Origin of the sequence: uncultured Roseivirga sp., from assembly GCF_963973945.1 — a bacterium.
Lineage (GTDB): Bacteria > Bacteroidota > Bacteroidia > Cytophagales > Cyclobacteriaceae > Roseivirga.
On sequence record NZ_CAXBBV010000014.1, the window covers coordinates 47,248 to 72,457 of the forward strand.

Consider the following 25,210-nt stretch of genomic DNA (forward strand, 5'->3'; position numbering starts at 1 on the left):
TTCCCTTTTTTGTGCTCAATTTCTTTAGGTTACTCTCCCTTAAATGCTGCTTTTCTTTTTTCTAAGAAAGCAGTAGTTCCTTCTTTATAATCATAAGTAGCTCCTGCAATATCTTGACAATAAGCCTCATACTCTAGCATTTCTTTTAAGCTAGAACTCTGCGACTTGTTCAACATTTTTTTCATTAAACCAATTGCCTTTGTTGGGGCCGAAGCATAATAATCGGTGTATACTTTTACAGCTCTGTCCAATTCTTCATCTGGAACACACTTGGATATAAGCCCTATTTTTTCGGCATCAGAAGCCGAAACCCTAGTACCCATAGTGGCTAATTCAAATGCTTTAGAACTCCCTACCAATCGGGGTAAAAAATAAGACGAACCTGAGTCTAACACCAAGCCAATATTCACGAAAACTTCAATCAGTTTTGCGCTTTCACCTGCCACAATTAAGTCGCAAGCCAAGGCAAAGGAACAACCTGCTCCAGCCGCAACCCCATTCAATCTACAAATTACAGGTTTAGGCATTTCAGTAATTGCCTTGATAATTGGATTGTATCTTTTGTGTAATGAATCTGAAAAAGAACGATTTGGGTGCTTTGCAGACGCTTTCAAATCTTGCCCGGAACAAAATGCCTTTCCTTCCCCAGTCAACACTAATACTCTAACCTCTTGATCTCGCTTTGCTTCTTTCAAAGCTGCTTGGATTTCAAAAGTTATTTCATCGTTGAGTGCATTATACACATCAGGTCGATTTAGAGTGAGCGTAGCTACACCATTCTCTTTTTCAAATTTTATAAACTCGTACATATGCTAAACAAACAATAATACAGAACTGAAACAAACTAAAAAGCCCAAAACAAAACCTGCAAATGATTCAGATGGCTTATGTGCATTTAAATATAATCGAGACCAAATCACTATTCCTGTTAACATAACAGCGATAATTAGTGGCCAAAACAATGTATTCCCATTTGAATATATTCTTGAGAACACCACAATAAAGCCTAACCAGCCTGCCACACCAGCGGCATGTGCACTTATTTTCCAGAAGTAAGTTATGAGGTTGGTAGTAATCACCACAGTTGTCATTGAAATCATAATGACTGCCATTGTTGGATTAAACCAAACTTGACGACTCATTAAATAGGTAACTAGAATATAGAAAACTGATATGAAAGCAAAGGGAAGATACCTTTCTCTCCTTTCCTTCATATGTAAGTCTTTTATCACTTTGGTAAACCTAAAAAGCAACACAATAAACACTGGAATCACACAGGTGGTTAAGAATATCAAAACCAACACCGTAGTTCTGCCCTTTTCTGTAAGGTTTGAACTATTGTCGATATGAAACAGGTAAGTGTAAAAAACCAAAGACGGCATTAACAATGGCTGGAAAACGACAGATACAATTTGAGCAAGTAACTTCAAACCTATAGTTCTTTTCTTAGTCTTGCCACAGGAATATTCAATTGCTCTCGGTATTTGGCCACCGTTCTTCTGGCGATGTTATAGCCTTTTGCTTTCAGCGACTTCTCCAATTTATCGTCAGATAGAGGCTTGCTCTTATCTTCATTATCTATTAGTTGGCTTAGAATATTTTTCACTTCTCGGCTACTCACGTCTTCTCCAGAAACTGTAGAAATTCCTTCTGAGAAAAAGTACTTTAATGGAAAAATGCCAAAGTCGGTTTGAACCGATTTTGAATTAGCAACACGCGAAACCGTAGAAATATCCATGTTGATTTCATTCGCAATGTCTTTCAGAATCATTGGTCGAAGCTTGGTTTCATCGCCTTCTAAAAAGAATTCATACTGAAACCTCACCATCGCATCCATGGTACGTAAGAGCGTATTCTGACGCTGCTTTATGGCATCAATAAACCATTTGGCTGCATCTAGTTTTTGCTTTACAAAAGAAACCGTCTCTTTCAGTTTCTTGTCTTTTTTATCGCTCTTATCATAAGCCGAAAACATATCTGAATACGACTGGCTCACTCTTAATTCAGGTGCATTTCTTGAATTCAATGTTAAATCGAATTCACCATCATTATTGGTAAGAATAAAATCAGGGATTAAATACTGAGTTTTAGCCATCCCACCCGAAACGCCTCCTGGCTTCGGGTTTAATTTAGTAATGAGGTGAATCGCATCTTTCATCAGCACCTCATCTTCAATATTGAGTTTTTTTATAATCTTATCGTAATGCTTCTTGGTAAACTCTTCAAAGCAAATGGAAAGAATGTCCTTCGCCATTTCTACCGCTGGATCAGGGTCGTCTTCCTCCCATCTTCTATCCAATTGAATTAAAAGGCATTCCTTTAAATTTCTTGCACCAATGCCAGGAGGATCAAACTGTTGGATCTCACGAAGTAAGTCTTCAAGTTCATCTACATCTGTTTCTACATTTTGGGCAAAGGCCAAGTCATTTACGATAGCATCTAGCTCTCGTCTAATGTATCCATCACCTTCAATACTTCCAATGAGTTGTTTAGCCACTAAAGTCTGACGATCGTCAAGGCCAAGGAACCCCAATTGCATATCCAATTGATCATTCAGAGAGCTTTGCATTGCCACAGGCATCTCTCGGTCATCATCCTCAGAGTAATTGCCGTCACCTTGCATTTTATAACCAGCATATTCGTCATCACCCAAATAATCCTCAACATTTAAATCCTCTGTCGAAGAAATATCATCAGAAGGCTCATCAAAATCCTCTTCTGTAGTTGGAGCCTCTGGCTCTTCTCTGCCTTCTTCCAAAGCGGGGTTAATTTCCAATTCCTCTTCAACCCTAGTATCCAACTCAGCAGTTGGCACCTGCAACAGTTTAATAAACTGTATTTGCTGTGGCGACAGCTTTTGGCTAAGAGACTGATTTAGACTAAGTTTTTGCATTGATAGAAAAATCCTATTGGTTATAAGCAAATTTAGAATAAAGAATTGAGGAACAAATGAGATCAGCCGACTTTTTAACAAAAATCATGCAAATTTAACAAACGGCTTAAAAAACTTATTCAAGGAGGTTTTACGCATAGATAACGACATTGTTCGGAATAAATTCTCATTGCTTATTTTTGGTGTTCACGTTGTGAATCACTTCAAAAAAGACTTGTTTTGCATTCGTTTTTTTTACTAAAGACCAATTCAGGGTTTGCTATGACAAAAAGAATCAAAATTGAAGCGTTATTAAAAAGCAGTCAATCTAACATTGACGTGACTGTAAAAGGATGGGTAAGAACCAAAAGAGGCAACAAAAATGTAAGTTTTATTGCCCTTAACGATGGCTCTACCATTAATAACCTTCAAATAGTAGCTGACCCAAATTTGATTTCTGAAGACATTCTTAAACTGGCTTCTACAGGAGCATGTATTGCCGTGAACGGAACTCTTGTGGAGTCTCAAGGGGCTGGACAGAAGTTTGAAATCAATGCAAAGCACATCGAAATTCTTGGCGCTGCCGACCCAGAAAAATATCCGTTGCAGCCCAAAAAGCATTCAATGGAATTCTTGAGGGAAATTGCACATTTAAGACCTCGCACAAACACTTTTGGTGCTGTATTCAGAATCCGTCACGCCATGGCTTTTGCTGTCCACAATTTCTTTAATGAAAAGAAATTCTTCTATCTGCAAACCCCTATCATCACGGGGTCTGATGCAGAAGGTGCCGGAGAAATGTTTCGTGTAACCACTTTAGACGCCAAAAATCCTCCTTTGAAAGAGGATGGCTCAGTTAACTTTAAAGAGGACTTTTTTGAAAAAGAAACTAACCTAACCGTTTCAGGTCAATTAGAAGGTGAATTAGGTGCATTGGCACTTTCAGATATCTACACCTTTGGGCCAACTTTTAGGGCAGAAAACTCTAATACTACAAGGCACCTTGCTGAGTTTTGGATGATAGAACCTGAAATGGCTTTCTATGACCTTCAAGACAATATGGATTTGGCTGAAGAGTTCTTAAAATACTTAATCAGTTATGCTTTAGAAAACTGTGCAGATGATTTAGCGTTTCTTGAACAGCGCTTGTTAGACGAAGAAAAAAACAAGCCCGCCAATGAGAAAAGCGAAATGACTTTAACTGAGAAGTTAAGGTTTGTAGCAGAAAATGACTTTGAAAGGGTAACCTATACAGAAGCGATTGACATTCTTAGAAACTGCAACCCGAACAAGAAAAAGAAATTTCAATACTTAATTGAAGGTTGGGGCACAGATCTTCAGTCGGAGCACGAACGCTATTTGGTAGAGAAACACTTTAAAAAGCCAGTGATACTAACCAACTACCCTAAAGACATTAAATCATTCTACATGCGCATGAATGAAGATGGAAAAACGGTAGGCGCAATGGACATTCTTTTCCCTGGAATTGGTGAAATTGTGGGAGGTTCGCAACGTGAAGAACGACTTGACAAACTGGTGAGCAGAATGAACGAAATGGGTGTCCCTACTCACGAAATGGAATGGTATTTAGATACTAGAAGGTATGGGTCAGCACCTCATAGCGGCTTCGGACTAGGCTTTGAGAGACTGATTATTTTTGTTACGGGTATGGCCAACATTAGGGATGTAATTCCTTTCCCTAGGACTCCTGGAAATGCAGAGTTCTAATTGAACCAAGGCCGTAACAAAAAAAGGTTTGAACTTAATAAGTTCAAACCTTTTTTTATGCCATGTTTCCATTGGCGAATTTCTTTTGCTAAATCTACTTCTTGGAAAAACGAATTGTCTGTTGAAATTTAGATTGGTCATCTTTCACCAATACCAAATAATAACCTCTTGGGTATGAAGTTACATCTACGCGATGCTTCTTATCACCAAGGTCTTCAGAAGTCATTTCCATTTTACTTCCGATAATATTCCGAATTTCAATTTTTGGCTTTTTCAAATCTAACTTGGACAAGTCGATTGTTAGAAAGTCAGATGTTGGGTTGGGGAAAACTTCTACTTTAACCTTTGGATCATTGTTCATCTTCAAACTGGCCAAGGTCTCACTTTGAGCATTGGCCAATACCGAAAACAACATTAACGACAGAATCATTAATGTTTTAGAGATTGATATGTTTCGGTTTAAAAGATTCATTGTCTATATAGACCCCAAAGTTACTCTTAAGGTTTAGTTAAAGTTACAGTTTTTTCAAATAAAATCACTATTCTCTACGTTGCGAAAAACTTCTGGTAATGCAGAAAGCAAATCTGATGCCATCAATGCCGTTTTCCCTACTGTATTTTCAGCTAAATCGCCAGCCCATCCATGAATACAAACTCCGACTTTTGCAGAAGTCGAAGCGTCATCTCCTCGTGCCATCAATGCGCTGATGATTCCTGTTAGCACATCTCCGCAACCAGCGGTTGCCATTCCTGAATTCCCTGTGGAGTTGAAATGTATTTTACCATCTGGTGTAGCGATTACAGTATGCGCTCCTTTCAATACTATTACCAATTGCTTCTCAATTGCTTTTAACTTCACTTTCTCAATTCTCTCCAATCCATCTTCGCATTCTCCGAACAACCGATTGAGCTCTCCTACGTGGGGTGTAAGTACAGAGCCCTGAGGTATTAAATTGAGTAATTCTTTATCTAATGCAATTAGGTTTAAAGCGTCCGCATCTATTGCCATAGGCCTGTTAAAAGATGTGAATAGCTGCTTAAGTAATTTTCCTGTTTTTGGGTCGGTACCTAAACCTGGCCCAATCCCAATCGCATCAAACTCATCAACTTTACCCATTTCTGAAACACATTCATGTTCAGAATCCAAAGAAACCATTGCCTCTGGCAATGAAGTTTGCATTGAGGCGTATCCTACTTGCGGTATATGTACGGTAAGAAGACCCGCTCCAGATCTAAGGGCAGCCTTTGCGCTCAAAAAAGCAGCTCCCATTTTACCTAAACTTCCTGCTACAATTAGTACTCGACCATATTTACCCTTATGATCAAATTTCTTCCGATCAAAAAGAGAATGATCTATATCACTCTTGTCAAAAATAAAATAGTCAGTGGCCTCTGTCTTTAAAAATTCAGAATCTAAACCAATATCTACAGCAGACCATTCTCCCACATAAAACCCTGTTTCTGGAATGAGGAACGAAAGCTTAGGAATTTGAAAAGTAATGGTCCAATCCGCCTCAACTATTTTCCCTGACAGGTTCACCTTATCTGCAAAAAGGCCAGAAGGCATATCTACAGATACAGTTTTTCCTTCATTCTGGTTAATCAGTTGAATGACTTCTGCCGCAAGCCCAGTTGCGGGTCTATTCAAGCCAGATCCAAATATTGCATCAATGACAACACCTCCGGTAAGGTTTAAATCCTTAGCTTGTTTAACAAGGTTTACCTGATTGATGTCCAAAAATCTTCGATAGTTTTTGCGACAGTCTTCTGAAAGCTTCAAACCAAAATCGATCAAATGACAGTTGACTTTCAATCCCTTTTTAGTCAATAATCTGGCAATGACAAAACCGTCTCCACCGTTGTTTCCAGGACCACAGACAAAATCAATCACATGATTGCTTTCCACTTCAGTAAGAAAAAGCTGTACAAAGGCTTCTGAAGCTCGTTCCATCAAATCGATAGAAGAGATTGGCTCGTTCTTGATTGTAAATAAATCCCATTTACGGATTTGTTCGGCACTTAAAATTTTGATCATTGAAACTCTAGATATGGAGTCAATTTAACGATTTGAATTGAATCAAATGAGGTTAAACGACTTAAGTCGGCTGGTGATCTAAATTTACCATACCTACTTTTAGCATCCATTATTTCTTTAGTCTGTTCATAACTGATGTATGGATGCGCATTTATTTCCTTGAAAGTTGCCAAGTTGATTTTGATTTGTTGGGGCTTAAACGCTGCGTTTACTATAAAGTGAGCTTCTAAAACTTGATACAATGAATCAGATATTCCATACACATCTTTGATTTGATCAACATGATGGAAGCCTCCTAACAATTGCCTGAACTTCACTATTCTGCTCGAATAAGTTGGGCCAATCCCCTTTAGTTTCTGGAAATCTATAGAATCAGCTTCATTAATGTCTAACACAAAAAAACTCTCTACTGAAGAGCTCCCTTCTGCTTCTTTAAATGGTTGGGGCTCACTATTTGAAAACTTTTCAAAAGACTCCTTTACTTTATTCTTTGGGTAGGATAATTCATTTGGTAGCTGAATGTAGGGCTCAAGCACTTGATAGAGACTATCTGAAAATCCGTAAATACGTTTCAAGTCCGACTTCACCTTAAAACTTCCACCAGCATTTACATAATTTCCAATCCGATTGGCCAAACGCTGGTCTATGCCCAGCGCCATCAATTGCTCTTGATTTGCTTTATTGGGTTCAAAAAAAGTAAGACGGAAGCTAGTTTCAGGAATTACACGCCTTGTTATACCTGTTTTTTCATTACTACTCCACAACGCAACCAGGCTATCCAGTTGAACTTTATCAGAATCGAACTCATTGTATTCAACCTCTGTTAAGTTGCGATAAAAACCGGGGACAAAAAGGAGAACAAAAATAAGTGGTGCCAAAATCATAAAACCATTGGTTTGGGTTTTGGAGAACCCAAAGTAATTTCTGACCAACCGTTTTAATCTCAACATCAGAGTGTTTTTATTTAAATTAAAAATTAATATAATAAATTCTTACTATAAGATTACTATATTGTTTTTGGAATCAAATATTTAAATAACCACTCCTGAAGGGCGGAGTTGTTTAAACTGATTCTAAATAGCAAAACATGATTTTGATCACTTTTTTTACACACTCTTAGAGGCTATTTTTGCACTCAAGAATTTAGAGGAAAGGCGAAAGCAATAATGCAGGGTAAATTCAGAGCGATAAGTTTGTCTTACAAAAAGGCACCAGTTGAAATCAGGGAAATCATTTCCATTGATGAGCTCACAATCAAATCTATTCTTAGCGAAATTTCAGAGGTTCTGTCTTTAACAGAAGCTTTGATTCTTTCTACATGCAATAGAACTGAAGTTTACTATTCAGCAGAACAGAAACTAGACCTTGAAATCATCAAATTGATTGCAATCAAAAAAGGGATTGCAAATGCAGATGCCTACATCAATTATTTCAATTCATTTGAAGATGAAGAGGCTGTAAATCATCTCTTTAGAGTATCATTAGGGCTTGAGGCGCAGGTTGTTGGTGATCTTCAAATTTCTAATCAAGTAAAAAGAGCTTACCAATGGGCAGCAGATGCAAATTTAGCTGGCCCCTTTTTACACCGATTAATGCACACTATTTTCTTTAGTAGCAAAAGAGTTGTTCAAGAAACCTCTTTTAGAGATGGTGCTGCAAGTGTTTCTTATGCTGCTGCCGAACTGGTTCAAAATTTAGCCTCTACCATTATAGAACCTAAAGTACTTATTTTAGGCATTGGCGAAATTGGTGCAGATGTTTGTCGCCACCTTTCAGAAACTGAGTTGACGGTAACTATCTGTAACCGAACCAAAGAGAAAGCTGAACTTTTAGCGCAAGAATGTAATCTCAGTATAATTCCTTTCAGCGAACTAAAAGAAGCTGTTCAAGAATATGACTTGATTGTTTCCTCTGTAGCGCACAGTAACCCAATTATTGACACAGAGTTGGTAGGAGAAGATAATACCAGATTTAAATTCTTTGTAGATCTTTCTATTCCTAGAAGTATTAACCCTGAAGTAGGGAAATTAAGCGGTGTTACCTTATTCAATATTGACGAAATTAACGACAAAGCTTCGGCTGCTGTCGAAAAAAGAAAAGCTTCTATTCCTTTGGTAGAAGCCATTATTGAAGAAGCGATTGCCGACTTTAATGATTGGTCAAAAGAAATGGTTGTTTCTCCAACTATTCACAAACTTAAGAATGCACTAGAGCAAATTCGTCAGGAAGAAATGACGAGGCACATTAAAAATGCTTCACCTGAAGTTCAAGAGTTTGCTGAACGTTTTTCTAAGAGTATCACTCAAAAAATTATCAAACTACCAGTAATGCAACTAAAAGCGGCTTGCAAACGTGGCGATGCAGATTCTTTGATTGATGTACTCAACGACCTTTTCGATCTGGAAAATACTCCGAAAGAAAAATAATCAAGGCGAAAGTCCTTACTCCTCCTTCTAATTCGCTTCAAAATTTATTAAGCTTGCGCTTTGATTTTGAGTATTGCGCGTTTTATTCACCCTACTTCTAACTTTTCTTTTGACTCAGCCCATCTTGGGTAATGATATCTATGAGAAATTCTCAGAAAACGGTAAGGTCGGACTCCGAAACAGCACCACCAACCAAGTAATCATTGAAGCAATTTATGATGATGTTGGCTGGTCTAAGGGAAATCTCAAAGTATCAAGTGGTGCTATTGGTATCAAGCAAAATGAACGCTGGGCCCTAGCTAATATCGATGGCTCAAAAATAACCCGACACCTCTATTCTGAACTTTACCCTTTTACCGATAACATTTTCATTATTGGTGAACGAAGTCGCTTCTCTATACTTAATGACTACGGCACTATTAACTCGAAAGGCAACATCATTGTTCCTTCTGATTATCAATGGGTTGAACCTGTTAATGACGTATTAATTGTGTCTAAAAAAACTGGAAAAGAAAGCCAGTTTGGTTTATTGAACAAAAACGGAAACACACTACTGCCTCTTGAGTTCAGTCATATTGAAAGGATTGACAGTCAAACGCTTTCGGTCAAAAACGGCAAAGGATTATATGCGCTTTATACATTACAAGGCAAACCGCTATCAGACTTTTTATATGAACTAATTCTGCGTTACGATGAGAACACCTTCAGAATAAAGTATTATAATAAAGAAGGCCTGATTGATAGAAAGGGCGCACTAATAATTCCACCCGAGTACAAAAATTTAAACCTACGAAATGGGAAAGCCGAGGTACTTCCGTTCAATAAATGGACAGTATTTACCTTAGACTCGATCCCGAAAACCCTGGCCCATGATGATCTTTGGTTGGTTAACAAAAACTTGGTAGCCATACAAACCAATGGAAACATGGGAGTAGTAGACATTTCCAATGAAAACACTTTTGAACATTATGCACAAAAACAGCAAGTTGTACATAATCAGTCAGAATTGATTGTGGTTAAAAAAGATGGTTTCGAAGGTGTAATCAATGCAGAAGGAAAGAATATACTTCCATATCAATTTGACTCCATTCAGTTCTTCAAATCGGTACTTTTTGCAAAATCGCAGAGAAAAGACAATCAAAACTGGATTCCGTATGACCTCAGTGGAAAGCGGATTGGAATTCAGTTTTATGAAAAAATCACTCAAAAACTAGATGGCTCTTTCTTGGCTCTAAAAAATGAAAAGGTTGGACTGTTAGATGCTGAAGGGTATGAGCAAACTCCATTCATTTTCGATAAAATTTATGACTTTGAAAAAGGCTTTGCTATTGCCGAATATCAGGGAAATCAAGGCATCATTAAACCCAACGGCAACTGGTTAATTACTCCATACAAAGACAGTATTCAAATTATAGGCAAACGAATTTTCTATAGACAGGGAACAGAGTATGGAGTTTATGATTTATTCGAGCAACAGATTTTCAGAAGTATTGACCCTATTACTCCATATCAAAATGTTTTTTCAGAGCGAACAGATGACGGTTATAAAGTTTACGACTTTGATGCAAACCAATTCAGCCCAAACACATATGATTCAGTATACCAGATAACACCCGATTTCTTGGTTTTGAAATCGAAAAACAAGTTTGAATTACTTCAAATCTCAACGACTCAAACCTTCAAACTCGATTCAAAAACACAACAGGTGCGGGGGTATAATGAAGGCCTAATTTCGGTAATGATGGAAAACGAATGGGGCTTTGTCTCGGAGCAAGGATTATTGACCATTGCCAACCGATACCAACAAGCCAAAGACTTTTCACAGGGGCTTTCTGCAATCAGGATCAACGGCAACTGGGGCTTTATTAATACAGACGATCAAATCACAATTCAACCCACTTTTCAATTCGTTGAATCTTTTAAGAATGGACTTTCAACAGTGAAAACCAACGATTTGTATGGCCTCATTGATCTCAACGGGAATTTTGTATTGAATGCGGTTTATGATCAACTGATTAGAAAAGAAGATTTTATTCTGCTTGAAAAAAACAAGCTATTCGGCATTGCAAATCATGAAGGCACATTAGTTCGAACACCTCAATTTGACTCCATCACAACCACTGACAGCATTAACTTTATCGTCAGTCGAAATGGTAAATATGGAGTAGTCGATATTGAAGGCCGCGACCGTGTACCAGTTGCATTTGATGTAATCAAACAATCAGGCGACACTTTTCTGGCCATGGAAAGGCAAGGGTGGATTGAACTCAAAACCAACAAGTAAAACCATTTCTGCATAAAAAAAACCACCCTAAGGTGGTTTTAATCAATATCTATAATCAGTCGACACTCCCCTAGCCCCTCTTAATAGAGGGGAACAGCTCCACGTCAAATTTACTCCTAGTCTAACTTTATGATTTCACTAGAGTACCCTACTTAAGGAGGGCAAGGAGGTAATTAAGACACAGATTGACAACCTCAATCACTTATGATTGAAATTCAAAAAGAGTTATGACTTTTAAGCCAACTCCTTCATTCCAACCCAAGTAAATCTTCCATTTACGTAACCAGGGTTAGTAAATGAAGCATTACCTGCTGGGTTTCCACCCGTTACATGGTAATCAGAGAATGCAGCGTTTTGATTCACGAAAATACCTCCGGTCAAATTGAATGAAACTGGCGTAGCAGCCAACGACATTTGATCAGCAATATGTTCCTTCATGGCCTCATCAGTAGTATATGCACCACAAGAAATAGCGCCATGCTCTTCCGCCAATTCTCTAGCCAAAGCCACAGACTCTTCCGTATTTTTTGTCTTAATCAGCAATGCAATTGGGCCAAATAGTTCAGTAGCGAATTTGTCCTTATCAGCAGAGTTTAGCTCAATTACCACTGGTGTTTGTGTTCTTGTAGTAGCGAAAATTGGGTTCTCTATAGTTCTAGATTCTAACCAAACTTTCCCACCCAACTCTTTGGCTGCATTTTTAGCTCTTTCACCTGTATTTGGGTTTTGGATAGCCCCCAATACAAATGGTCCCGCCTTAGGGTTATCAATCAAACCGTTGGTGAAGTCAGCAAATTTTTGAGCCACCTCATCGAATGATAGCACACCATCTGGCGTTTTCACTCCGCCTTCAGGAATAAAGAAGTTTTGAGGTGCGGTACACATTTGACCAGAGTACAAGCATACCGAGAAGGTAATGTTCTGAATCACTTTATCGATATCAACTACAGAGTCTAAGATGATTGAGTTCACCCCCGTTTTCTCTGTAAACACCGCTTTTGGAAGTTTTTCTAAATAGCTACCAAACTCAGAGTTGCCAGTAAAGTCTACTAATTTCACCTTGGGGTGTTCAGCCAATTCTTTTGTGATTGGTGTGCTTGGCACATCAACCGCTAGCTGACAAGCATCAGCATCGAAGCCAGCATCTCTCAATGCATTTCTAATTTCAGCTACCACAATGGCCATTGGTAAAATAGCACCAGGGTGTGGCTTCACCAATACAGAGTTACCCGTAATTAAATCGGCAAAAACACCTGGAACCGAATTCCATGTAGGGAAAGTTGAGCAACCAATCACCAAACCAATTCCCTTTGGCACTGCCCTCCACTCTTTGTTCACTACCAAATTGTATTTACCCATTGGTTTGTCCCAAGTGGCTTTAGAAGGGAAACGACTCAATTCGTCATAACCCGCGGCAACTGCTTCTAATGCGCGGTCGGCAGCGTGTGGGCCAGAAGCTTGAAAAGCCATCATGTAACCTTGGCCTGTGGTGTGCATTGTCGCATAAGCATTCTCGAAAAAGCGCTTAGAGAAACGATCAAGTGCATCAATCAACACAGCCGCTCTATCGTCTAAGCTCACTTTTCTCCAAGAATGAAAAGCCTTTTCAGCACGGTTTATTAATTCTTCAGTACTGAAGGCTGGATACTTTGGCCCTACTGGTGCGTCAAAATAAGGAGAATGCTCCTCACCTATCCATGAAGTAGCTCCTTCTTGCTTTAGTTCTTCAAAATTCTTTTTTCTTAAGGCTTTGAAAGCCTCCTTTCCATCAGCATCTGCTGTTTCACCATAAATGGCTGGTGCAGGATGCTCAGGGTATTGTGAGTGAAACCCACGAGTATGTAAGGCTTCTACCGCCTTATCTAATATGTCTTTTTGTGCAGTGGTCAATCCCATAACGAACGTTTGTTTGGTCGAATTTAATGGAATCGATTCACATATAACAGAAAGCAAAGCCGAATCTTCTTATATTGCAGCCCCTAAGAGGTCTACTCTTAGAGTCCCTCATTCCAACATTGATATAACCTGCACACTGAGCATCTTGGATAAATGCGCTGATGTATTTCGTGCATTTCTCCTTCCAACTGGGTTTTACGATTTCAAAAATTATTATCTTATTTCACGATTACCCCGCTGGTTGCTTTTATGACCTTAAGCAAACTGAAGGATAAATCGTTTTTTGTATCATCCTTAATCACTAAACAAAACAGCTAAACATGAAAGAATTTAAGAAATTCCTTATCCGTGGAAATGTACTAGAAATAGCCGTGGGTTTAATTATGGCCACTTATTTTGGCGCCATCGTCAAGTCATTTGTGAATGACATCTTAATGCCACCAATCGGAATCCTCCTAGGCGGTGTTGACTTTTCAGAAATGAAGTTGGTTTTACAAGAAGCCGTTGCAGAAACCGCTGCTGGTGCTGGTGATGCTACTGCCGAGGTGGCTATTGCTTACGGAGTGTTCATTAACACCATCATTACTTTTGTAATAGTAGCTTTCGCTATTTTTATGGTAGTGAAATCATACAACCATTTGAAAGAAAGAATGGAGAAGAAAGAAGCAGAAGCTCCTGCGGCTCCTCCTGCACCTTCTAAGGAAGAAGTGCTCTTAACAGAAATCAGAGATTTATTAAAGAAGTAAATCAGGAATTGAAAATATAAAAATGCCGCCTTTTGCTTTTGCAGAGGCGGTATTTTTTATGCGTCTCTGCCAATAGAATTCTGTAATTTGCGTCAAAATACTGCATGGTTGAATTTCAACCCAGACACATCAGCACTCAATAATTAACGAATGACTACTGACCAGCCTGTTAGAATCAATAAATACCTAAGTGAAATTGGCTATTGCTCGCGCAGAGCAGCCGATAAACTGATTGAAGAAGGGCGGGTAACCATCAATGGCGCAGTACCCGAAATGGGCACTAAAGTCACAAAAGAAGATAATGTTGCTGTAGACGGAAAACCTGTGGTCGAGCCAAGAGATAAGCCTGTTTACATTGCTTTCAATAAACCTGTTGGGATTGTTTGTACTACGGATGTAAAAGTGGAAAAAGACAATATCATTGATTTCATCAACTACCCTAAACGAATTTTCCCGATTGGTCGATTAGACAAGCCCAGTGAAGGCCTCATCTTCCTTACCAATGATGGAGACATTGTGAACAAGATCTTACGCGCCAGAAACAATCATGAAAAAGAGTACATCGTTACGGTGAACAAGCCCATCACACGAGACTTCATTTCAAAAATGAGTAATGGTGTACCTATTTTAGATACGGTTACTCGTAAATGCGAAGTAGAACAAATCGGCAAACTCAAGTTTCGGATCGTGTTGACACAAGGGCTCAATCGTCAAATCCGAAGAATGTGTGAGTACTTAGATTATGAAGTGAGACAATTAAAAAGGGTGCGCATCATGAATGTGATATTGGATATGCCTGTTGGTACTTGGCGCGACATTACTCCAAAAGAAATGGCTGAAATCAACCGATTGATTTCTACATCCTCCAAAACTCATGATGATTAATGAATCATGGAATCGAATAGACGAACAGCCATCAACACAGCTATTTTCAGCGCGATTGCCAATGCATTTTTGGCCATTGCAAAAGGAATTGCAGGCGTATTTGGCAATTCCTATGCGCTGATTGCCGATGCCATCGAGTCCACCACAGATGTATTTACCTCATTACTAGTTCTTTTCGGGTTAAGATACTCTACCCGACCTGCGGATGAAAACCACCCCTATGGTCATGGAAAGGCGGAGCCACTTATTACTTTTATTGTGGTTGGAATTTTAGTGATTTCAGCCACCGTAATTGCTTATGAAAGCATTCAGCATATTCGCACGCCACACAAAGTTCCAGAAAAATTTACGCTAGTCGTTCTAGCCTCCATCGTCATTCTAAAAGAGATTTTCTATCGGTTTGTTTCTAAAAAAAGCGACAAAACTAAAAGCACTTCTTTAAAAGCCGATGCTTGGCATCATAGAAGCGATGCCATCACTTCCCTATTGGCCTTTATCGGAATTTCCATAGCGATTTATATGGGTGAAGGTTATGAAACGGCAGATGATTGGGCTGCTTTACTCGCTTCTGGCTTTATTATCTACAATGCATTTCTGATTTTTCGCCCCGCCCTTGGCGAAATTATGGATGAGCATGTTTATGATGATTTAATTGTCGACATCAGAAAAGTAGCCGAAACCGTTTCTGGGGTTCAGGGCACAGAAAAATGCTTTGTTAGAAAAACAGGTATGTCATTCCACGTAGATTTACACCTTACAGTTAAAGGTGAAATCTCAGTTAAAAAAGGACATGACATAGCCCATGATGTAAAAAATGCAATTCAAAACGAAATGCCCGAAATAGCCGATGTGCTAATTCACATCGAACCCGAAGAATAAAGCCAGCAATTTTTATATTTAGGCTTAATCTCATTTAAACATGAAGAAATTCCTCAAAGCAATACTAGTACTCCTCCTCATTTTTGTGGCCTATGTGCTTTTCAAAACCTTTACTTTTAGCTCGAAACAATTAGAAGTTGAACCAGTTTCAAAAATTGACATCCCTGATTCTTCTATTCAAAGACTTACAGAGGCTTTGAGAATAAAAACCATTTCCCACGAAGACCCCGCCAATTTTGATTCCACCGCTTTCGAGGCGTTCAATGAATTTCTTAAAATCCGTTATCCTCTAATTGATTCTGTTTTAGAACACAAAACCTTTAACCAATACAGCCATTTGTTCAGCTGGAGGGGAAAAGACCTAACGCTTAAGCCTATCGTTTTGATGGGCCATATTGATGTGGTGCCTATTGCTTCGCCTGAAAAGTGGTCGGTCGACCCTTTTGGTGGAATTGTGAAAGATGGAGTGATTTGGGGACGTGGCACTATTGACGATAAGTTTTCGGTAATCGGTATTTTAGAAGCTGTAGAAATGCTTCTTTCTGAAGGTGTCCAACCTGAAAGAACTATTTATTTGGCTTTTGGTCACGATGAAGAAGTCGGTGGAGAAAAAGGTGCTGTAGCCATTGCCCGATACCTTGAACACGAGGGAATTCATGCCGAATATGTTTTGGATGAAGGATATGCCATCACCCAAAAGCTTGTACCGGGCGTAGATTCTGATGTGGCCTTTATTGGCGTAGCTGAAAAGGGTTCTACTACCATTGAACTTACGGTTGATATGGAAGGCGGTCATTCATCTCGCCCCGACCCTGAGACAGCCATTGATGTATTAGCCAAAGCAGTAGCTAAGGTGAAAAGCAATCCATCCAAAGGAATGATTTCAGAACCAATGCAAGGCTTTATCAACCAGATTGGCCCTGAAATGGGTTTTGTAAACAGAATGGCTTTCGCTAACCTTTCTATCTTCAAACCACTGGTACTAAGCACTTATGAAAGCGCAGGCGGAGCGGGGAATGCCTTGATCAGAACCACCACAGCCCCAACGATTTTTAATGCGGGGATTAAAGAGAACATCATTCCAACACAAGCCCGAGCACTGATCAACTTCCGAATTATTCCGGGAGAAACTTCCGAAGATGTGCTGAACCATGTAAATCAAACCATTGACGATTCACGAGTCAAAACCAAATTCTTTGGTTTCAATTCAGAGCCATCCCCAGTTTCTCCAATAGAAACCAGTGGTTACAATGCAATTAATCAGTCTATAAAAGAAATTTTCGATGGTGTATTAACTGCACCTAATTTGGTAATTGCTGCCACAGATTCTAGGCACTTTGGCGCCATCAGCCCAAACATCTATCGTTTTGTGCCCTACCATATTAATGAAGACAACATCAGCACATTCCACGGTATTGACGAGCGCATTCCATTAGAAGATTACAAGAATGCCATTCGCTTTTATAGACAATTGATTTTGAACAGTAAAGGGCAATAAAAAAGCAGAAGGGCTGCTTCTGCTTCAAATAGTTCTCTTTTAAATGTGCTCTTAGAACCAGCTGCCTCCTAAATTTCTGAACGGCCAAGGAATAGATGCCAAAATCAGAATGAGTCCGAAAAGATAGAAAGTAGCAATTGCACCAAATTTCTTAGCGTCCGTCACAGCTTTTTTAGACTTACTATGGCCAATGGTGATGAGAGCAATAGCTATTATCATCATAGATATATGCTCAACAGCGAAAAACCGAAGTACATCATCTTTCATAAAGCCTTCCATAAAATTTACTTTTGGGCTCTTAAAATACAACACCAAGCCAATTAAGAACTGAATGTGGGTAAAAACCATAGCAAACATTGAAAGCTTCTTGTCTTTGGCTGTCCATACGCCCGATTTCTTTTTAGAAAAGGCATTAAAAATAGCGGCTAATAATAAGATCAGAACGATCCACCTTAAACCCGAGTGCGCGTGTAATAATCCGTTGTACATATTGCTTCCGTTAGTGTTCAACAAAGTAAGCACAAAAGCATCATAAAATAAAAAGACCAGTCGCTGATTATAGACGGAAGAGATTCCCATGATTTACCTAATTTGGGAGAGTAAAACAGAACTATTTCCCTCATGAAAGCAGCACTCTACACCAAGTTTCAAAGCCCGATTTCAATAGAACCCGTAGCAGACCCAAAAGCTGTTAAAGGAGGAGTAATACTAAAAGTTGGTGCCACTGGTTTGTGCCGAAGTGATTGGCATGGCTGGATGGGACACGATACGGATATTGAATTACCCCATATACCAGGACATGAATTGGCTGGAACGGTAATAGAGCTTGGCGCAGGCATTAACAAATTCAAAATTGGAGACAGGGTAACCGTTCCCTTTGTGAGTGGATGTGGCAGATGCGAGCAATGTAATTCAGGCAATCAGCAAGTGTGTGACCATCAGTTTCAACCCGGCTTTACCCACTGGGGAAGTTTTGCTGAATATGTAGGCATTCATTATGCAGACACTAATTTGGTGCATTTACCCAATGAAATAAGCTTTGAAACCGCAGCCAGTTTGGGTTGCAGGTTTATTACTTCCTTTAGAGCGGTAGCGCACCAAGCCAAAACAACTGGAGGAAATTGGGTCGCAGTGCATGGTTGCGGTGGTGTTGGGCTTTCTGCCATTATGATTGCCGAAGCTTTGGGTGCCCAAGTAATTGCTGTTGACATTGACGACAGCAAGCTGGCATTTGCCAAAACCATTGGTGCGCACTACACCATAAATGGCGCAAAAGAAAATGTGGTTGAGGCGGTCAAAGAAATATCGAAAGGAGGTGTACATGTTTCTGTGGATGCACTCGGGAGTAAAACCACCTGTTTCAACTCCATTGCCAACCTTAGAAAAAGAGGCAAGCATATTCAAGTAGGCTTAATGGCTGGCAACGACTACCTGCCTGAAATCCCAATGCATTTGGTAGTGGCCAATGAGCTAGAAGTAATTGGCAGCCATGGTATGCAAGCCCATGCTTATCCTGAAATGATGGAAATGATTAAATCAGGAAAACTTCAACCCGAAAAACTGATTGGCGAATTAATTTCTTTAGAAGAAGCAACACACCTACTTCCCAAAATGAATGAATTTCAGGGAGTAGGTGTGAAAGTGATTAATAGGTTTTAAGCCACTAAAGAACGAAACTCTCCAAAAGTTCTCACCTATAGTTCTAAGAAACCAACTTTTGGAGAGTTCTAATCAACTTAAATATTATTCGTACCGAAGTGCCTCCACAGGGTTACGCTTGGCCGCTACATAAGACTGCCCTATTACTGTGCATATTGCTAAAACAATTGCGGAGACTCCTGCGATGGCAAAAACCCACCAGCTCAGTTCTGTTTGGTTAGCAAAGTTGGCGAGCCATTCATTCATAAAATACCAACCTATCGGACAAGCAATCACAAACGCTAAAAGTACCCACTTCAAAAATCGAGTTGTCAATAAGCCAATTACCTGACCTTCGCTTGCTCCCACCACTTTTCGAATACCAATTTCCTTGATTCGTTTTCTCGTTTCATAAAGAGCGAAAGTAAACAGACCTATGGATGAAATCATTAAGCCGACTATAGTGAATAACATAAATACCTCAGAAAGCTTCTTCTCACGCTCATACTGTGCTTGAAGCTTGTCTTCCAAAATCATATAATTAAATGGTTGATTAGGGTTTACCAACTCATATAACGCACCCAATTGCTCCAATGTAATTTTATACTGCTCAGGGTCTATTCTAATGGAAAACTCCTTGTCAACATCTCTGAAGAAAACCATAATGGCTGGTTCTATCTTCTTAGATAAATGTGCATAGTGGAAATCATTCACTACTCCGATTACCTTCCAAGGATCATCTTCTCCGTCCCAAGAACTACTCGCCAACTTAACATCAGATAAGTCTGTAATTCCCCAATAATCCATCGCTGCCTTGTTAATCACCACTTTATTCTGTCTTGAAACATCCAAAGAGTCTGAGAAGAACCTCCCATTCACCACCTCAAGTCCGAGCATATTAGCGTAATCTGGGTCTATGGTCATTAGGCTTGTTTCAGTATACTCAAAATCACTCCCAGCAAGTTTCCAAGACATGGTACTTGCAGACCCATCAAAAGGCATTGTCGCCTGAGAATAAGAAATTATACCAGGTATTTTTAGTAACTCATTTCTCACCAATTCATAGCTACTCTTCTGAGTTTCCATGTCCTTTTTATAGGCCTCTTGGTCTTCGAAATTATAGGGCAGTCTATCGAAAAATTTAATAGATACCAGTCCACTGGGATTGTAGCCTAAGTCTTTGTTTTGCATAAACTTAAATTGTTTATAAACTACCGTAGTAGCAATAATCAAAGCAATAGCAAACACATACTGAATAGTGGTTAGTACCCTTCCTGCCGATCCCTTTTTAGTCTCGCTCAATTGCCCCATCAAAGCTTGTGAGGTTACAAATTTTGAAGATTGAGCTAGTGAAAAAATTGAAGAAATGAGAGTGAACAAGAAAACTCCTGCAACAATTAAAATCAAAATTTCTATAAACGACTTATCGAATGTAAGCCCCAAAAAACTTACGTAAGAATCTCTTACTAACATAAAGAGCCCAAAAACAATTACCACACTCAACAATGCATACAGTAATCTTGAAGCCAGTAATTCAAGTAAGAAATCAAGTTTGGTGGCTCCGTTTACTTGCTTTATACCTTTAGTCTTTAACTGAGAAAGCATTAATGTGGACTGCATGTTGGTGAAGTTCAAAATACTCACCAATAGGATAACAAAAGCCACTAAGAGCAGGGTATTTACCTCATCCAAGTTACCATGCTTTGCAAGCAGCGGTGTAGAAAAGTTATGATGAAAGTAGACATCCTTAAATGGAACAGTAGACAACGTACTCTCTTTAAATTGCGGATGGCTTCTGCCTGCTTCTTTAACTTCCGCATCAAAAGTTGATTGATCGAAAGAGTCATCGGTAAGGATAAACTCCATACCTGAATTACCCCACCAGCTTTGTGATTGGCTCGGCACTAAAAAATCGAAGGACAGCGTACTGTTTGAAGGAACATCTTCCAAAATTCCAGCTACTTGATAGTAACCCTTCTGATCACACTCCAAATAAATAGTTTCGCCTAATGGATCATGGTCTCCAAAAATTTTCTCGGAGAAAGATTTGGTCAAGACGATATGGGAAGGATCATCTAAAATTTCATCTGGTTCACCCACCAAAAGCTTAAAATCGAAAAAATCGAAAAAGGTGCTGTCGGCTATTAAGCCTCCTCCTCGGTATTCATTGTTATCAAATTTCAATTTAATACGCTCTGGCGTATAAAAAGCCGTATAGAGCTTACTCTTTACATTCGGGTATTTATTATAGTCTAATCTAAAAAATAAGCCCGCACTGATTGGATTAATATTATCCACCGCACTTTGCTGAACCACTGGAATATAAATGCGGTCAACTTCCGAATGAAACCTATCCGTTTGCAACTCAGAATCTACCCATATATAAATTAGAAAAGCACTTAAAACACCTACAACGATACTGATAAGGCTACCTGTAGTAATCAGTCGGTTTTTTAATATATCTCTACTAGCAAATTTAAAATGATAGTTCATTGGAATGGTTTAAGGATGAAAAAAGGCGCATCAAAAAATTATGGTTAACACATGGATGACTTGAACACCATTAAAGTTCTATAAAAAATCCGTCTTTAAAAATGAATTAACATATAATAGCCTTTTATAAATCTCTGAAAATCAACTTATCAACCATTCAACCTTGATAAAAACCCAAACATAGGCTGTCTCGTTTTAGAAACTATAATTAAAAACCATGGACTAGCCTGCACTGGACAACAAACATCAAGTTTACAACAATCAGCCAAAAATTGCTTTTGAAAAAGAGCAAAAGGCTTTCAGAAAAAGAATGAAAAACGCCCCAATTCTCAACTCCTCTGACCCACAATTAGTGACTACTAACTTTGATGAGTTACTCTCTATAAGAAAAAAAAAGCGCAAAAAAAGCCAGCGCCAATAGAAGGTTTATGTTCTTTACTGGGCTGGCCATTATCATTACTATTGCCATAGTGCTTTGGGAAACACTAAGACAGCTTCCTTAAAAGCTTAAAACTTCAAGGCCGCATAGCCTTTTAATTGGTAGGTGGTAAGCGTGCTCAACATGGAAGTAGCCACCTTGATTCCCGGTGCAAGTTTTGTATGATCAATATCGCGTCCCAAAATAGACTGCGAACAAGCAAATAACTTCACTCCCGCTCCTTCTAATTCTTTGAAAAGCGGAATATGTGGATTGTCTACTCCGTATTTTGCTTTGTAAGTCTCATTGTCTAATGTAGACCAAATTGCTTGGCCGTGAATAGCCAACACCACCTTCATGTTTTTGGCAGGCACTCCGCCCATGGCATGCAAGTTCAAAAGTCGAGCTACATTTTCTAAGGAATACATTACTGCTTTAGGATCCGCATCGCCTGTTGCTATGTCAATGATTATTTTATACTCCAGTTTCGGATCAGGCTTTTCCTCTGCAAAAGGAGCATCGATGATTCCACCGTATCCTTTAATAATTGGGTTAATTTTTTCTTGTGAAAAACCTATGTTAACGATTAACAATGCGGCAAAAGCAAAGAGGTATTTATTCAGTTTCGTCATGCTATTCAGGGTTATTTACAATCGAACCCAATAGACACAATTTCAAAGAATAAATCAATCAATCTTTTGGCAAAGGACTAATCCCACTTAAAAAAAGAGTAACCTTTAAGCTGATAGGTGCTTATGGTGGTGAGTGCCGAAGTGCCGATTTTCACACCTGGCATTAAGTCCTCTACCTTGTTACCATACATAGAGTACGACTGGCCGCAAACTATCACTTCAACACCTGCTTCCATGAGTTCTTTGTATAAGGGGGCATAAGGGCTTTCTACTTCATACTTCGTTTTGTAGGCGTCAGCACCCAATACAGAGCTGGTGGCTCCGGCATGAATAACTACGGCAACTTTAAGGTTTTCAGGTTTTACCCCTCCTACTCCATGAAGATTAATCAGACGCGCCACATTTGTTGTAGCAAAAGCCGCACTTTCAGGTTTATCGAGTTTATGCACCAACTCAATCAGAATTTTGTATTCCATAGTTGGATCTGGCGCTACATCCACCTTTTCCAATTCCAAAATTCGACCGTAGTTTTTGATGATAGGGTTTACCCATTTCTTTTCTTGAGAAAAACTCAAGTGGGTAACCAACAATAAAGAGAAGACAATAAAGATTGTACGTTTCATAAGCGAGTTTTTAGACCAGTTCAATTACAATAATCCAAGCAGCAAATTCAAACCGTAGAAGTAAAAAAACAGACGAGCCTTAAATTAACACATAAGTTCTTTGCAAAAATATACCGATTGGTATATTTTTGCATGTGCCTTTTGCTAAATCTGAAAGAACAAAGAAAAGAATCATTGAAACAGTAGCACCTATTTTCAACAAAAAGGGCTATCAGAGTACTGCTTTATCAGATATTACCAATGCCACTGGTCTAACCAAAGGTGCTATATACGGCAACTTCGGAAACAAAGAAAGCTTGGCTGAAGCCTGCTTTAACCATAATGTAAAATTCTTACAGAAGGGTTTACAAATGACTTGGGCAGCGCATCCTTCCAGCATTGACAAGTTAACTGGCCTGCTCAATTTTTACGAGCAAAACTTTGAAACAGTGTCCAACAATGGTGGCTGCCCATTAATGAATGTGGCAGTAGAAGCAGATGATTTCCATCCTTTTTTTAAAGAAAAAGCGAAAACCATGTTACTGAACTGGAAATCTGAAATTGCCAGCGTAATTAGAGAAGGGCAAAGTTCGGGCGAAATCAAACCAGAAATTCGAGCGCAAGACTTTGCAAATTTCTATATAGCCTCCATTGAAGGTGGTATTCTCATTGCAAAAACTACCAACGACCCTACAGCTTTTTTTAACATTATAGAAAACTTGAAATCATTGGTCAATCACCAATTAAAAATAACAACATGAAAAGAGTAGTCATTACAGGAATGGGGGCATTAACCCCAATTGGAAATAATTTAGAAACTTACTGGGCAAATTTAAAAGCTGGAAAAAGTGGCGGTGGCCCCATTACGAGGTTCGACACAACAAAATTCAAAAGCCACTTTGCCTGTGAGCTGAAAGATTTCAATGTAGAAGATTATATTCCGCGAAATGAAGCCAGACGTATGGACCCTTTTACGCAGTACGCCTTAATCGCTACAGAAGAGGCCATCAAAAACGCTAAGATTGATTTCGATGTTCTGAACAGGAATAGAATTGGGGTGATTTGGGGTTCGGGCAATGGCGGTATTCAGACCTTTACTGAAGAGATGATTGAGTATACTAAAAATGACGAAACGCCTCGTTTTTCTCCTTTCTTCATTCCTAAAATCATAGCCGATATTGCTTCGGGCATTATCTCTATCAAATACGGGTTAAGGGGCGTGAATTTCACTACCATTTCAGCATGTGCATCTTCTACCACTGCCATTATAGATGCCTTTAACTATATTAAATGGGGCAAAGCCGACATGATTATTACGGGTGGATCGGAAGCCCCAATTACCGCAGCTGGCTTGGGTGGTTTTACAGCTTCTCGCGCACTGTCAATGAACAACGACAACCCAGAAACTGCCTGTCGGCCATTTGACATAAGTCGTGACGGCTTTGTAATGGGTGAAGGCGCTGGTACTTTAATTTTAGAATCTTACGAACACGCCATCGCCAGAGGCGCTACCATTATAGCGGAAGTAGCGGGTGGTGGAATGGCAGCCGATGCGTATCATTTAACTGGAACCCACCCAGAAGGAGAAGGAGCCTTTTTAGGAATGCAAGAAGCCCTCAATGATGCGGGTATTGAGCCAAAAGACATTGATTATATCAATATGCACGCCACCTCCACCCCCGTTGGTGATCCAAGTGAGTTGATCGCAGTTGAAAGGCTCTTTGGAACGAACCCAGACTTCAATATTTCAGCCACTAAATCTATGACAGGTCACTTACTTGGTGCAGCAGGCGCAATAGAGGCTATTGCAAGTGTGATGGCCATTGTAGAAGGGATTATTCCACCAACGATTAATACGAAAAATGTAGACCCAGAATTTGACGGTAAGTTTGAGTTTACCCTCGGTTCGGCACAAAAACGAGAAGTGAAATATGCATTGAGCAACACTTTTGGCTTTGGTGGGCATATGGCCAGTGCCGTGTTTAAGAGGTTTGAAGGTTAAATCTTAGATGTTAGATGTTAGATGTTAGATGTTAGATGTTAGATGTTAGAGCGAAACGTTTTGTAAATGAGTGAGTTGATAGTTTTTTTTTTTCAAAACCTTATTCTTTCGACCCAAACTCAACCTGAAGTTTAGTAATTCATCAGCTTTCCAAAAGTTCTAAACTTTTGGAAAGC

Annotated in this window: 21 protein-coding genes; 10 read left to right on the forward strand and 11 right to left on the reverse strand. The window is 39.3% G+C overall.

Annotation, left to right across the window (positions count from 1 at the left end; translation table 11 throughout):
- Positions 1 to 29: 29 nt before the first annotated feature.
- The 3 genes from AAC026_RS17465 to rpoN are packed head-to-tail and all read right to left on the reverse strand — an operon-like array spanning position 30 to position 2,893.
- Positions 30 to 809, reverse strand: coding sequence for an enoyl-CoA hydratase-related protein (locus tag AAC026_RS17465; protein ID WP_339700758.1), 780 nt, complete (start codon positions 807 to 809; stop codon positions 30 to 32).
- A gap of 3 nt (positions 810 to 812) precedes the next feature.
- The gene (locus AAC026_RS17470; protein ID WP_339700760.1) at positions 813 to 1,430 is read right to left on the reverse strand and encodes a phosphatase PAP2 family protein; all 618 of its coding nucleotides are present in this window, start codon (positions 1,428 to 1,430) and stop codon (positions 813 to 815) included.
- Between the two features lie 2 nt (positions 1,431 to 1,432).
- Positions 1,433 to 2,893: an RNA polymerase factor sigma-54 gene (rpoN, locus tag AAC026_RS17475; protein ID WP_339606702.1), complete on the reverse strand. Its 1,461-nt coding sequence runs from the start codon at positions 2,891 to 2,893 to the stop codon at positions 1,433 to 1,435.
- Positions 2,894 to 3,154: 261 nt separating this feature from the next.
- Here rpoN and asnS point away from each other — a divergent pair, with 261 nt between their 5' ends.
- Complete coding sequence (gene asnS / locus AAC026_RS17480; RefSeq protein ID WP_339700763.1) at positions 3,155 to 4,600, forward strand: asparagine--tRNA ligase; 1,446 nt, start codon at positions 3,155 to 3,157, stop codon at positions 4,598 to 4,600.
- A 94-nt stretch (positions 4,601 to 4,694) separates the two neighbouring features.
- Here asnS and AAC026_RS17485 read toward each other — a convergent pair whose 3' ends face one another.
- The 3 genes from AAC026_RS17485 to AAC026_RS17495 all read right to left on the reverse strand — a co-directional run bounded on the left by AAC026_RS17485 (position 4,695) and on the right by AAC026_RS17495 (position 7,585).
- Complete coding sequence (locus AAC026_RS17485; RefSeq protein WP_339606700.1) at positions 4,695 to 5,030, reverse strand: T9SS type A sorting domain-containing protein; 336 nt, start codon at positions 5,028 to 5,030, stop codon at positions 4,695 to 4,697.
- Positions 5,031 to 5,126: 96 nt separating this feature from the next.
- Positions 5,127 to 6,635, reverse strand: a complete 1,509-nt coding sequence (locus AAC026_RS17490) for an NAD(P)H-hydrate dehydratase (protein WP_339700766.1) — start codon at positions 6,633 to 6,635, stop codon at positions 5,127 to 5,129.
- Positions 6,632 to 7,585, reverse strand: coding sequence for a helix-hairpin-helix domain-containing protein (locus AAC026_RS17495; RefSeq protein ID WP_339700769.1), 954 nt, complete (start codon positions 7,583 to 7,585; stop codon positions 6,632 to 6,634). Before AAC026_RS17495 ends, AAC026_RS17490 begins: the two co-directional genes overlap by 4 nt.
- 243 nt (positions 7,586 to 7,828) lie before the next feature.
- On the opposite strand from AAC026_RS17495, the gene hemA reads away from it, so the two are divergent.
- Both hemA and AAC026_RS17505 read left to right on the forward strand, forming a co-directional pair.
- A complete protein-coding gene (hemA, locus tag AAC026_RS17500) occupies positions 7,829 to 9,061 on the forward strand; it encodes a glutamyl-tRNA reductase (protein ID WP_339700772.1) in 1,233 nt (410 codons plus the stop codon).
- 109 nt (positions 9,062 to 9,170) lie between these two features.
- Positions 9,171 to 11,345, forward strand: coding sequence for a WG repeat-containing protein (locus AAC026_RS17505; protein WP_339700775.1), 2,175 nt, complete (start codon positions 9,171 to 9,173; stop codon positions 11,343 to 11,345).
- Positions 11,346 to 11,579: 234 nt separating this feature from the next.
- On the opposite strand, the gene paaN is transcribed toward AAC026_RS17505, so the two are convergent.
- Complete coding sequence (gene paaN, locus AAC026_RS17510) at positions 11,580 to 13,241, reverse strand: phenylacetic acid degradation protein PaaN (RefSeq protein WP_339700778.1); 1,662 nt, start codon at positions 13,239 to 13,241, stop codon at positions 11,580 to 11,582.
- A 320-nt stretch (positions 13,242 to 13,561) separates the two neighbouring features.
- Here paaN and mscL point away from each other — a divergent pair, with 320 nt between their 5' ends.
- The 4 genes from mscL to AAC026_RS17530 all read left to right on the forward strand — a co-directional run bounded on the left by mscL (position 13,562) and on the right by AAC026_RS17530 (position 17,249).
- Positions 13,562 to 13,987 (forward strand): large-conductance mechanosensitive channel protein MscL, encoded by a 426-nt coding sequence (gene mscL, locus AAC026_RS17515; RefSeq protein ID WP_053224599.1) that lies wholly within the window; start codon positions 13,562 to 13,564, stop codon positions 13,985 to 13,987.
- Positions 13,988 to 14,137: 150 nt separating this feature from the next.
- Positions 14,138 to 14,872, forward strand: coding sequence for a 23S rRNA pseudouridine(2604) synthase RluF (rluF, locus tag AAC026_RS17520; RefSeq protein ID WP_339606329.1), 735 nt, complete (start codon positions 14,138 to 14,140; stop codon positions 14,870 to 14,872).
- 6 nt (positions 14,873 to 14,878) lie between these two features.
- Positions 14,879 to 15,751: a cation diffusion facilitator family transporter gene (locus AAC026_RS17525; RefSeq protein ID WP_339700781.1), complete on the forward strand. Its 873-nt coding sequence runs from the start codon at positions 14,879 to 14,881 to the stop codon at positions 15,749 to 15,751.
- A 40-nt stretch (positions 15,752 to 15,791) separates the two neighbouring features.
- The gene (locus tag AAC026_RS17530; protein ID WP_339700785.1) at positions 15,792 to 17,249 is read left to right on the forward strand and encodes a M20 family peptidase; all 1,458 of its coding nucleotides are present in this window, start codon (positions 15,792 to 15,794) and stop codon (positions 17,247 to 17,249) included.
- Positions 17,250 to 17,300: 51 nt separating this feature from the next.
- On the opposite strand, the gene AAC026_RS17535 is transcribed toward AAC026_RS17530, so the two are convergent.
- On the reverse strand, positions 17,301 to 17,828 hold the full coding sequence (locus AAC026_RS17535; RefSeq protein WP_339606326.1) for a cytochrome B: 528 nt from the start codon (positions 17,826 to 17,828) through the stop codon (positions 17,301 to 17,303).
- Positions 17,829 to 17,870: 42 nt separating this feature from the next.
- Here AAC026_RS17535 and AAC026_RS17540 point away from each other — a divergent pair, with 42 nt between their 5' ends.
- The gene (locus AAC026_RS17540) at positions 17,871 to 18,908 is read left to right on the forward strand and encodes a zinc-dependent alcohol dehydrogenase family protein (RefSeq protein WP_339700788.1); all 1,038 of its coding nucleotides are present in this window, start codon (positions 17,871 to 17,873) and stop codon (positions 18,906 to 18,908) included.
- A gap of 84 nt (positions 18,909 to 18,992) precedes the next feature.
- On the opposite strand, the gene AAC026_RS17545 is transcribed toward AAC026_RS17540, so the two are convergent.
- The 3 genes from AAC026_RS17545 to AAC026_RS17555 all read right to left on the reverse strand — a co-directional run bounded on the left by AAC026_RS17545 (position 18,993) and on the right by AAC026_RS17555 (position 23,053).
- Positions 18,993 to 21,380: an ABC transporter permease gene (locus tag AAC026_RS17545; RefSeq protein WP_339700791.1), complete on the reverse strand. Its 2,388-nt coding sequence runs from the start codon at positions 21,378 to 21,380 to the stop codon at positions 18,993 to 18,995.
- Between the two features lie 507 nt (positions 21,381 to 21,887).
- Positions 21,888 to 22,430, reverse strand: coding sequence for a DsrE family protein (locus AAC026_RS17550; protein ID WP_339700794.1), 543 nt, complete (start codon positions 22,428 to 22,430; stop codon positions 21,888 to 21,890).
- A 77-nt stretch (positions 22,431 to 22,507) separates the two neighbouring features.
- Positions 22,508 to 23,053 (reverse strand): DsrE family protein, encoded by a 546-nt coding sequence (locus AAC026_RS17555; RefSeq protein ID WP_339700797.1) that lies wholly within the window; start codon positions 23,051 to 23,053, stop codon positions 22,508 to 22,510.
- A 134-nt stretch (positions 23,054 to 23,187) separates the two neighbouring features.
- On the opposite strand from AAC026_RS17555, the gene AAC026_RS17560 reads away from it, so the two are divergent.
- The gene (locus AAC026_RS17560) at positions 23,188 to 23,793 is read left to right on the forward strand and encodes a TetR/AcrR family transcriptional regulator (protein WP_339700801.1); all 606 of its coding nucleotides are present in this window, start codon (positions 23,188 to 23,190) and stop codon (positions 23,791 to 23,793) included.
- The gene (gene fabF / locus AAC026_RS17565; protein WP_339700804.1) at positions 23,790 to 25,034 is read left to right on the forward strand and encodes a beta-ketoacyl-ACP synthase II; all 1,245 of its coding nucleotides are present in this window, start codon (positions 23,790 to 23,792) and stop codon (positions 25,032 to 25,034) included. The genes AAC026_RS17560 and fabF overlap by 4 nt, the downstream gene beginning before the upstream one ends.
- Positions 25,035 to 25,210: the final 176 nt, after the last annotated feature.

Bases quoted from the DNA above. Each gene is read 5' to 3' on its own strand.
- AAC026_RS17465 (WP_339700758.1), bottom strand. From the start codon at position 809: ATGTACGAGTTTATAAAATTTGAAAAAGAGAATGGTGTAGCTACGCTC.
- rpoN (WP_339606702.1), bottom strand. From the start codon at position 2,893: ATGCAAAAACTTAGTCTAAATCAGTCTCTTAGCCAAAAGCTGTCGCCA.
- asnS (WP_339700763.1), top strand. From the start codon at position 3,155: ATGACAAAAAGAATCAAAATTGAAGCGTTATTAAAAAGCAGTCAATCT.
- AAC026_RS17485 (WP_339606700.1), bottom strand. From the start codon at position 5,030: ATGATTCTGTCGTTAATGTTGTTTTCGGTATTGGCCAATGCTCAAAGT.
- AAC026_RS17490 (WP_339700766.1), bottom strand. From the start codon at position 6,635: ATGATCAAAATTTTAAGTGCCGAACAAATCCGTAAATGGGATTTATTT.
- AAC026_RS17495 (WP_339700769.1), bottom strand. From the start codon at position 7,585: ATGTTGAGATTAAAACGGTTGGTCAGAAATTACTTTGGGTTCTCCAAA.
- paaN (WP_339700778.1), bottom strand. From the start codon at position 13,241: ATGGGATTGACCACTGCACAAAAAGACATATTAGATAAGGCGGTAGAA.
- mscL (WP_053224599.1), top strand. From the start codon at position 13,562: ATGAAAGAATTTAAGAAATTCCTTATCCGTGGAAATGTACTAGAAATA.
- rluF (WP_339606329.1), top strand. From the start codon at position 14,138: ATGACTACTGACCAGCCTGTTAGAATCAATAAATACCTAAGTGAAATT.
- AAC026_RS17525 (WP_339700781.1), top strand. From the start codon at position 14,879: ATGGAATCGAATAGACGAACAGCCATCAACACAGCTATTTTCAGCGCG.
- AAC026_RS17530 (WP_339700785.1), top strand. From the start codon at position 15,792: ATGAAGAAATTCCTCAAAGCAATACTAGTACTCCTCCTCATTTTTGTG.
- AAC026_RS17535 (WP_339606326.1), bottom strand. From the start codon at position 17,828: ATGGGAATCTCTTCCGTCTATAATCAGCGACTGGTCTTTTTATTTTAT.
- AAC026_RS17540 (WP_339700788.1), top strand. From the start codon at position 17,871: ATGAAAGCAGCACTCTACACCAAGTTTCAAAGCCCGATTTCAATAGAA.
- AAC026_RS17545 (WP_339700791.1), bottom strand. From the start codon at position 21,380: ATGAACTATCATTTTAAATTTGCTAGTAGAGATATATTAAAAAACCGA.
- AAC026_RS17550 (WP_339700794.1), bottom strand. From the start codon at position 22,430: ATGACGAAACTGAATAAATACCTCTTTGCTTTTGCCGCATTGTTAATC.
- AAC026_RS17555 (WP_339700797.1), bottom strand. From the start codon at position 23,053: ATGAAACGTACAATCTTTATTGTCTTCTCTTTATTGTTGGTTACCCAC.
- fabF (WP_339700804.1), top strand. From the start codon at position 23,790: ATGAAAAGAGTAGTCATTACAGGAATGGGGGCATTAACCCCAATTGGA.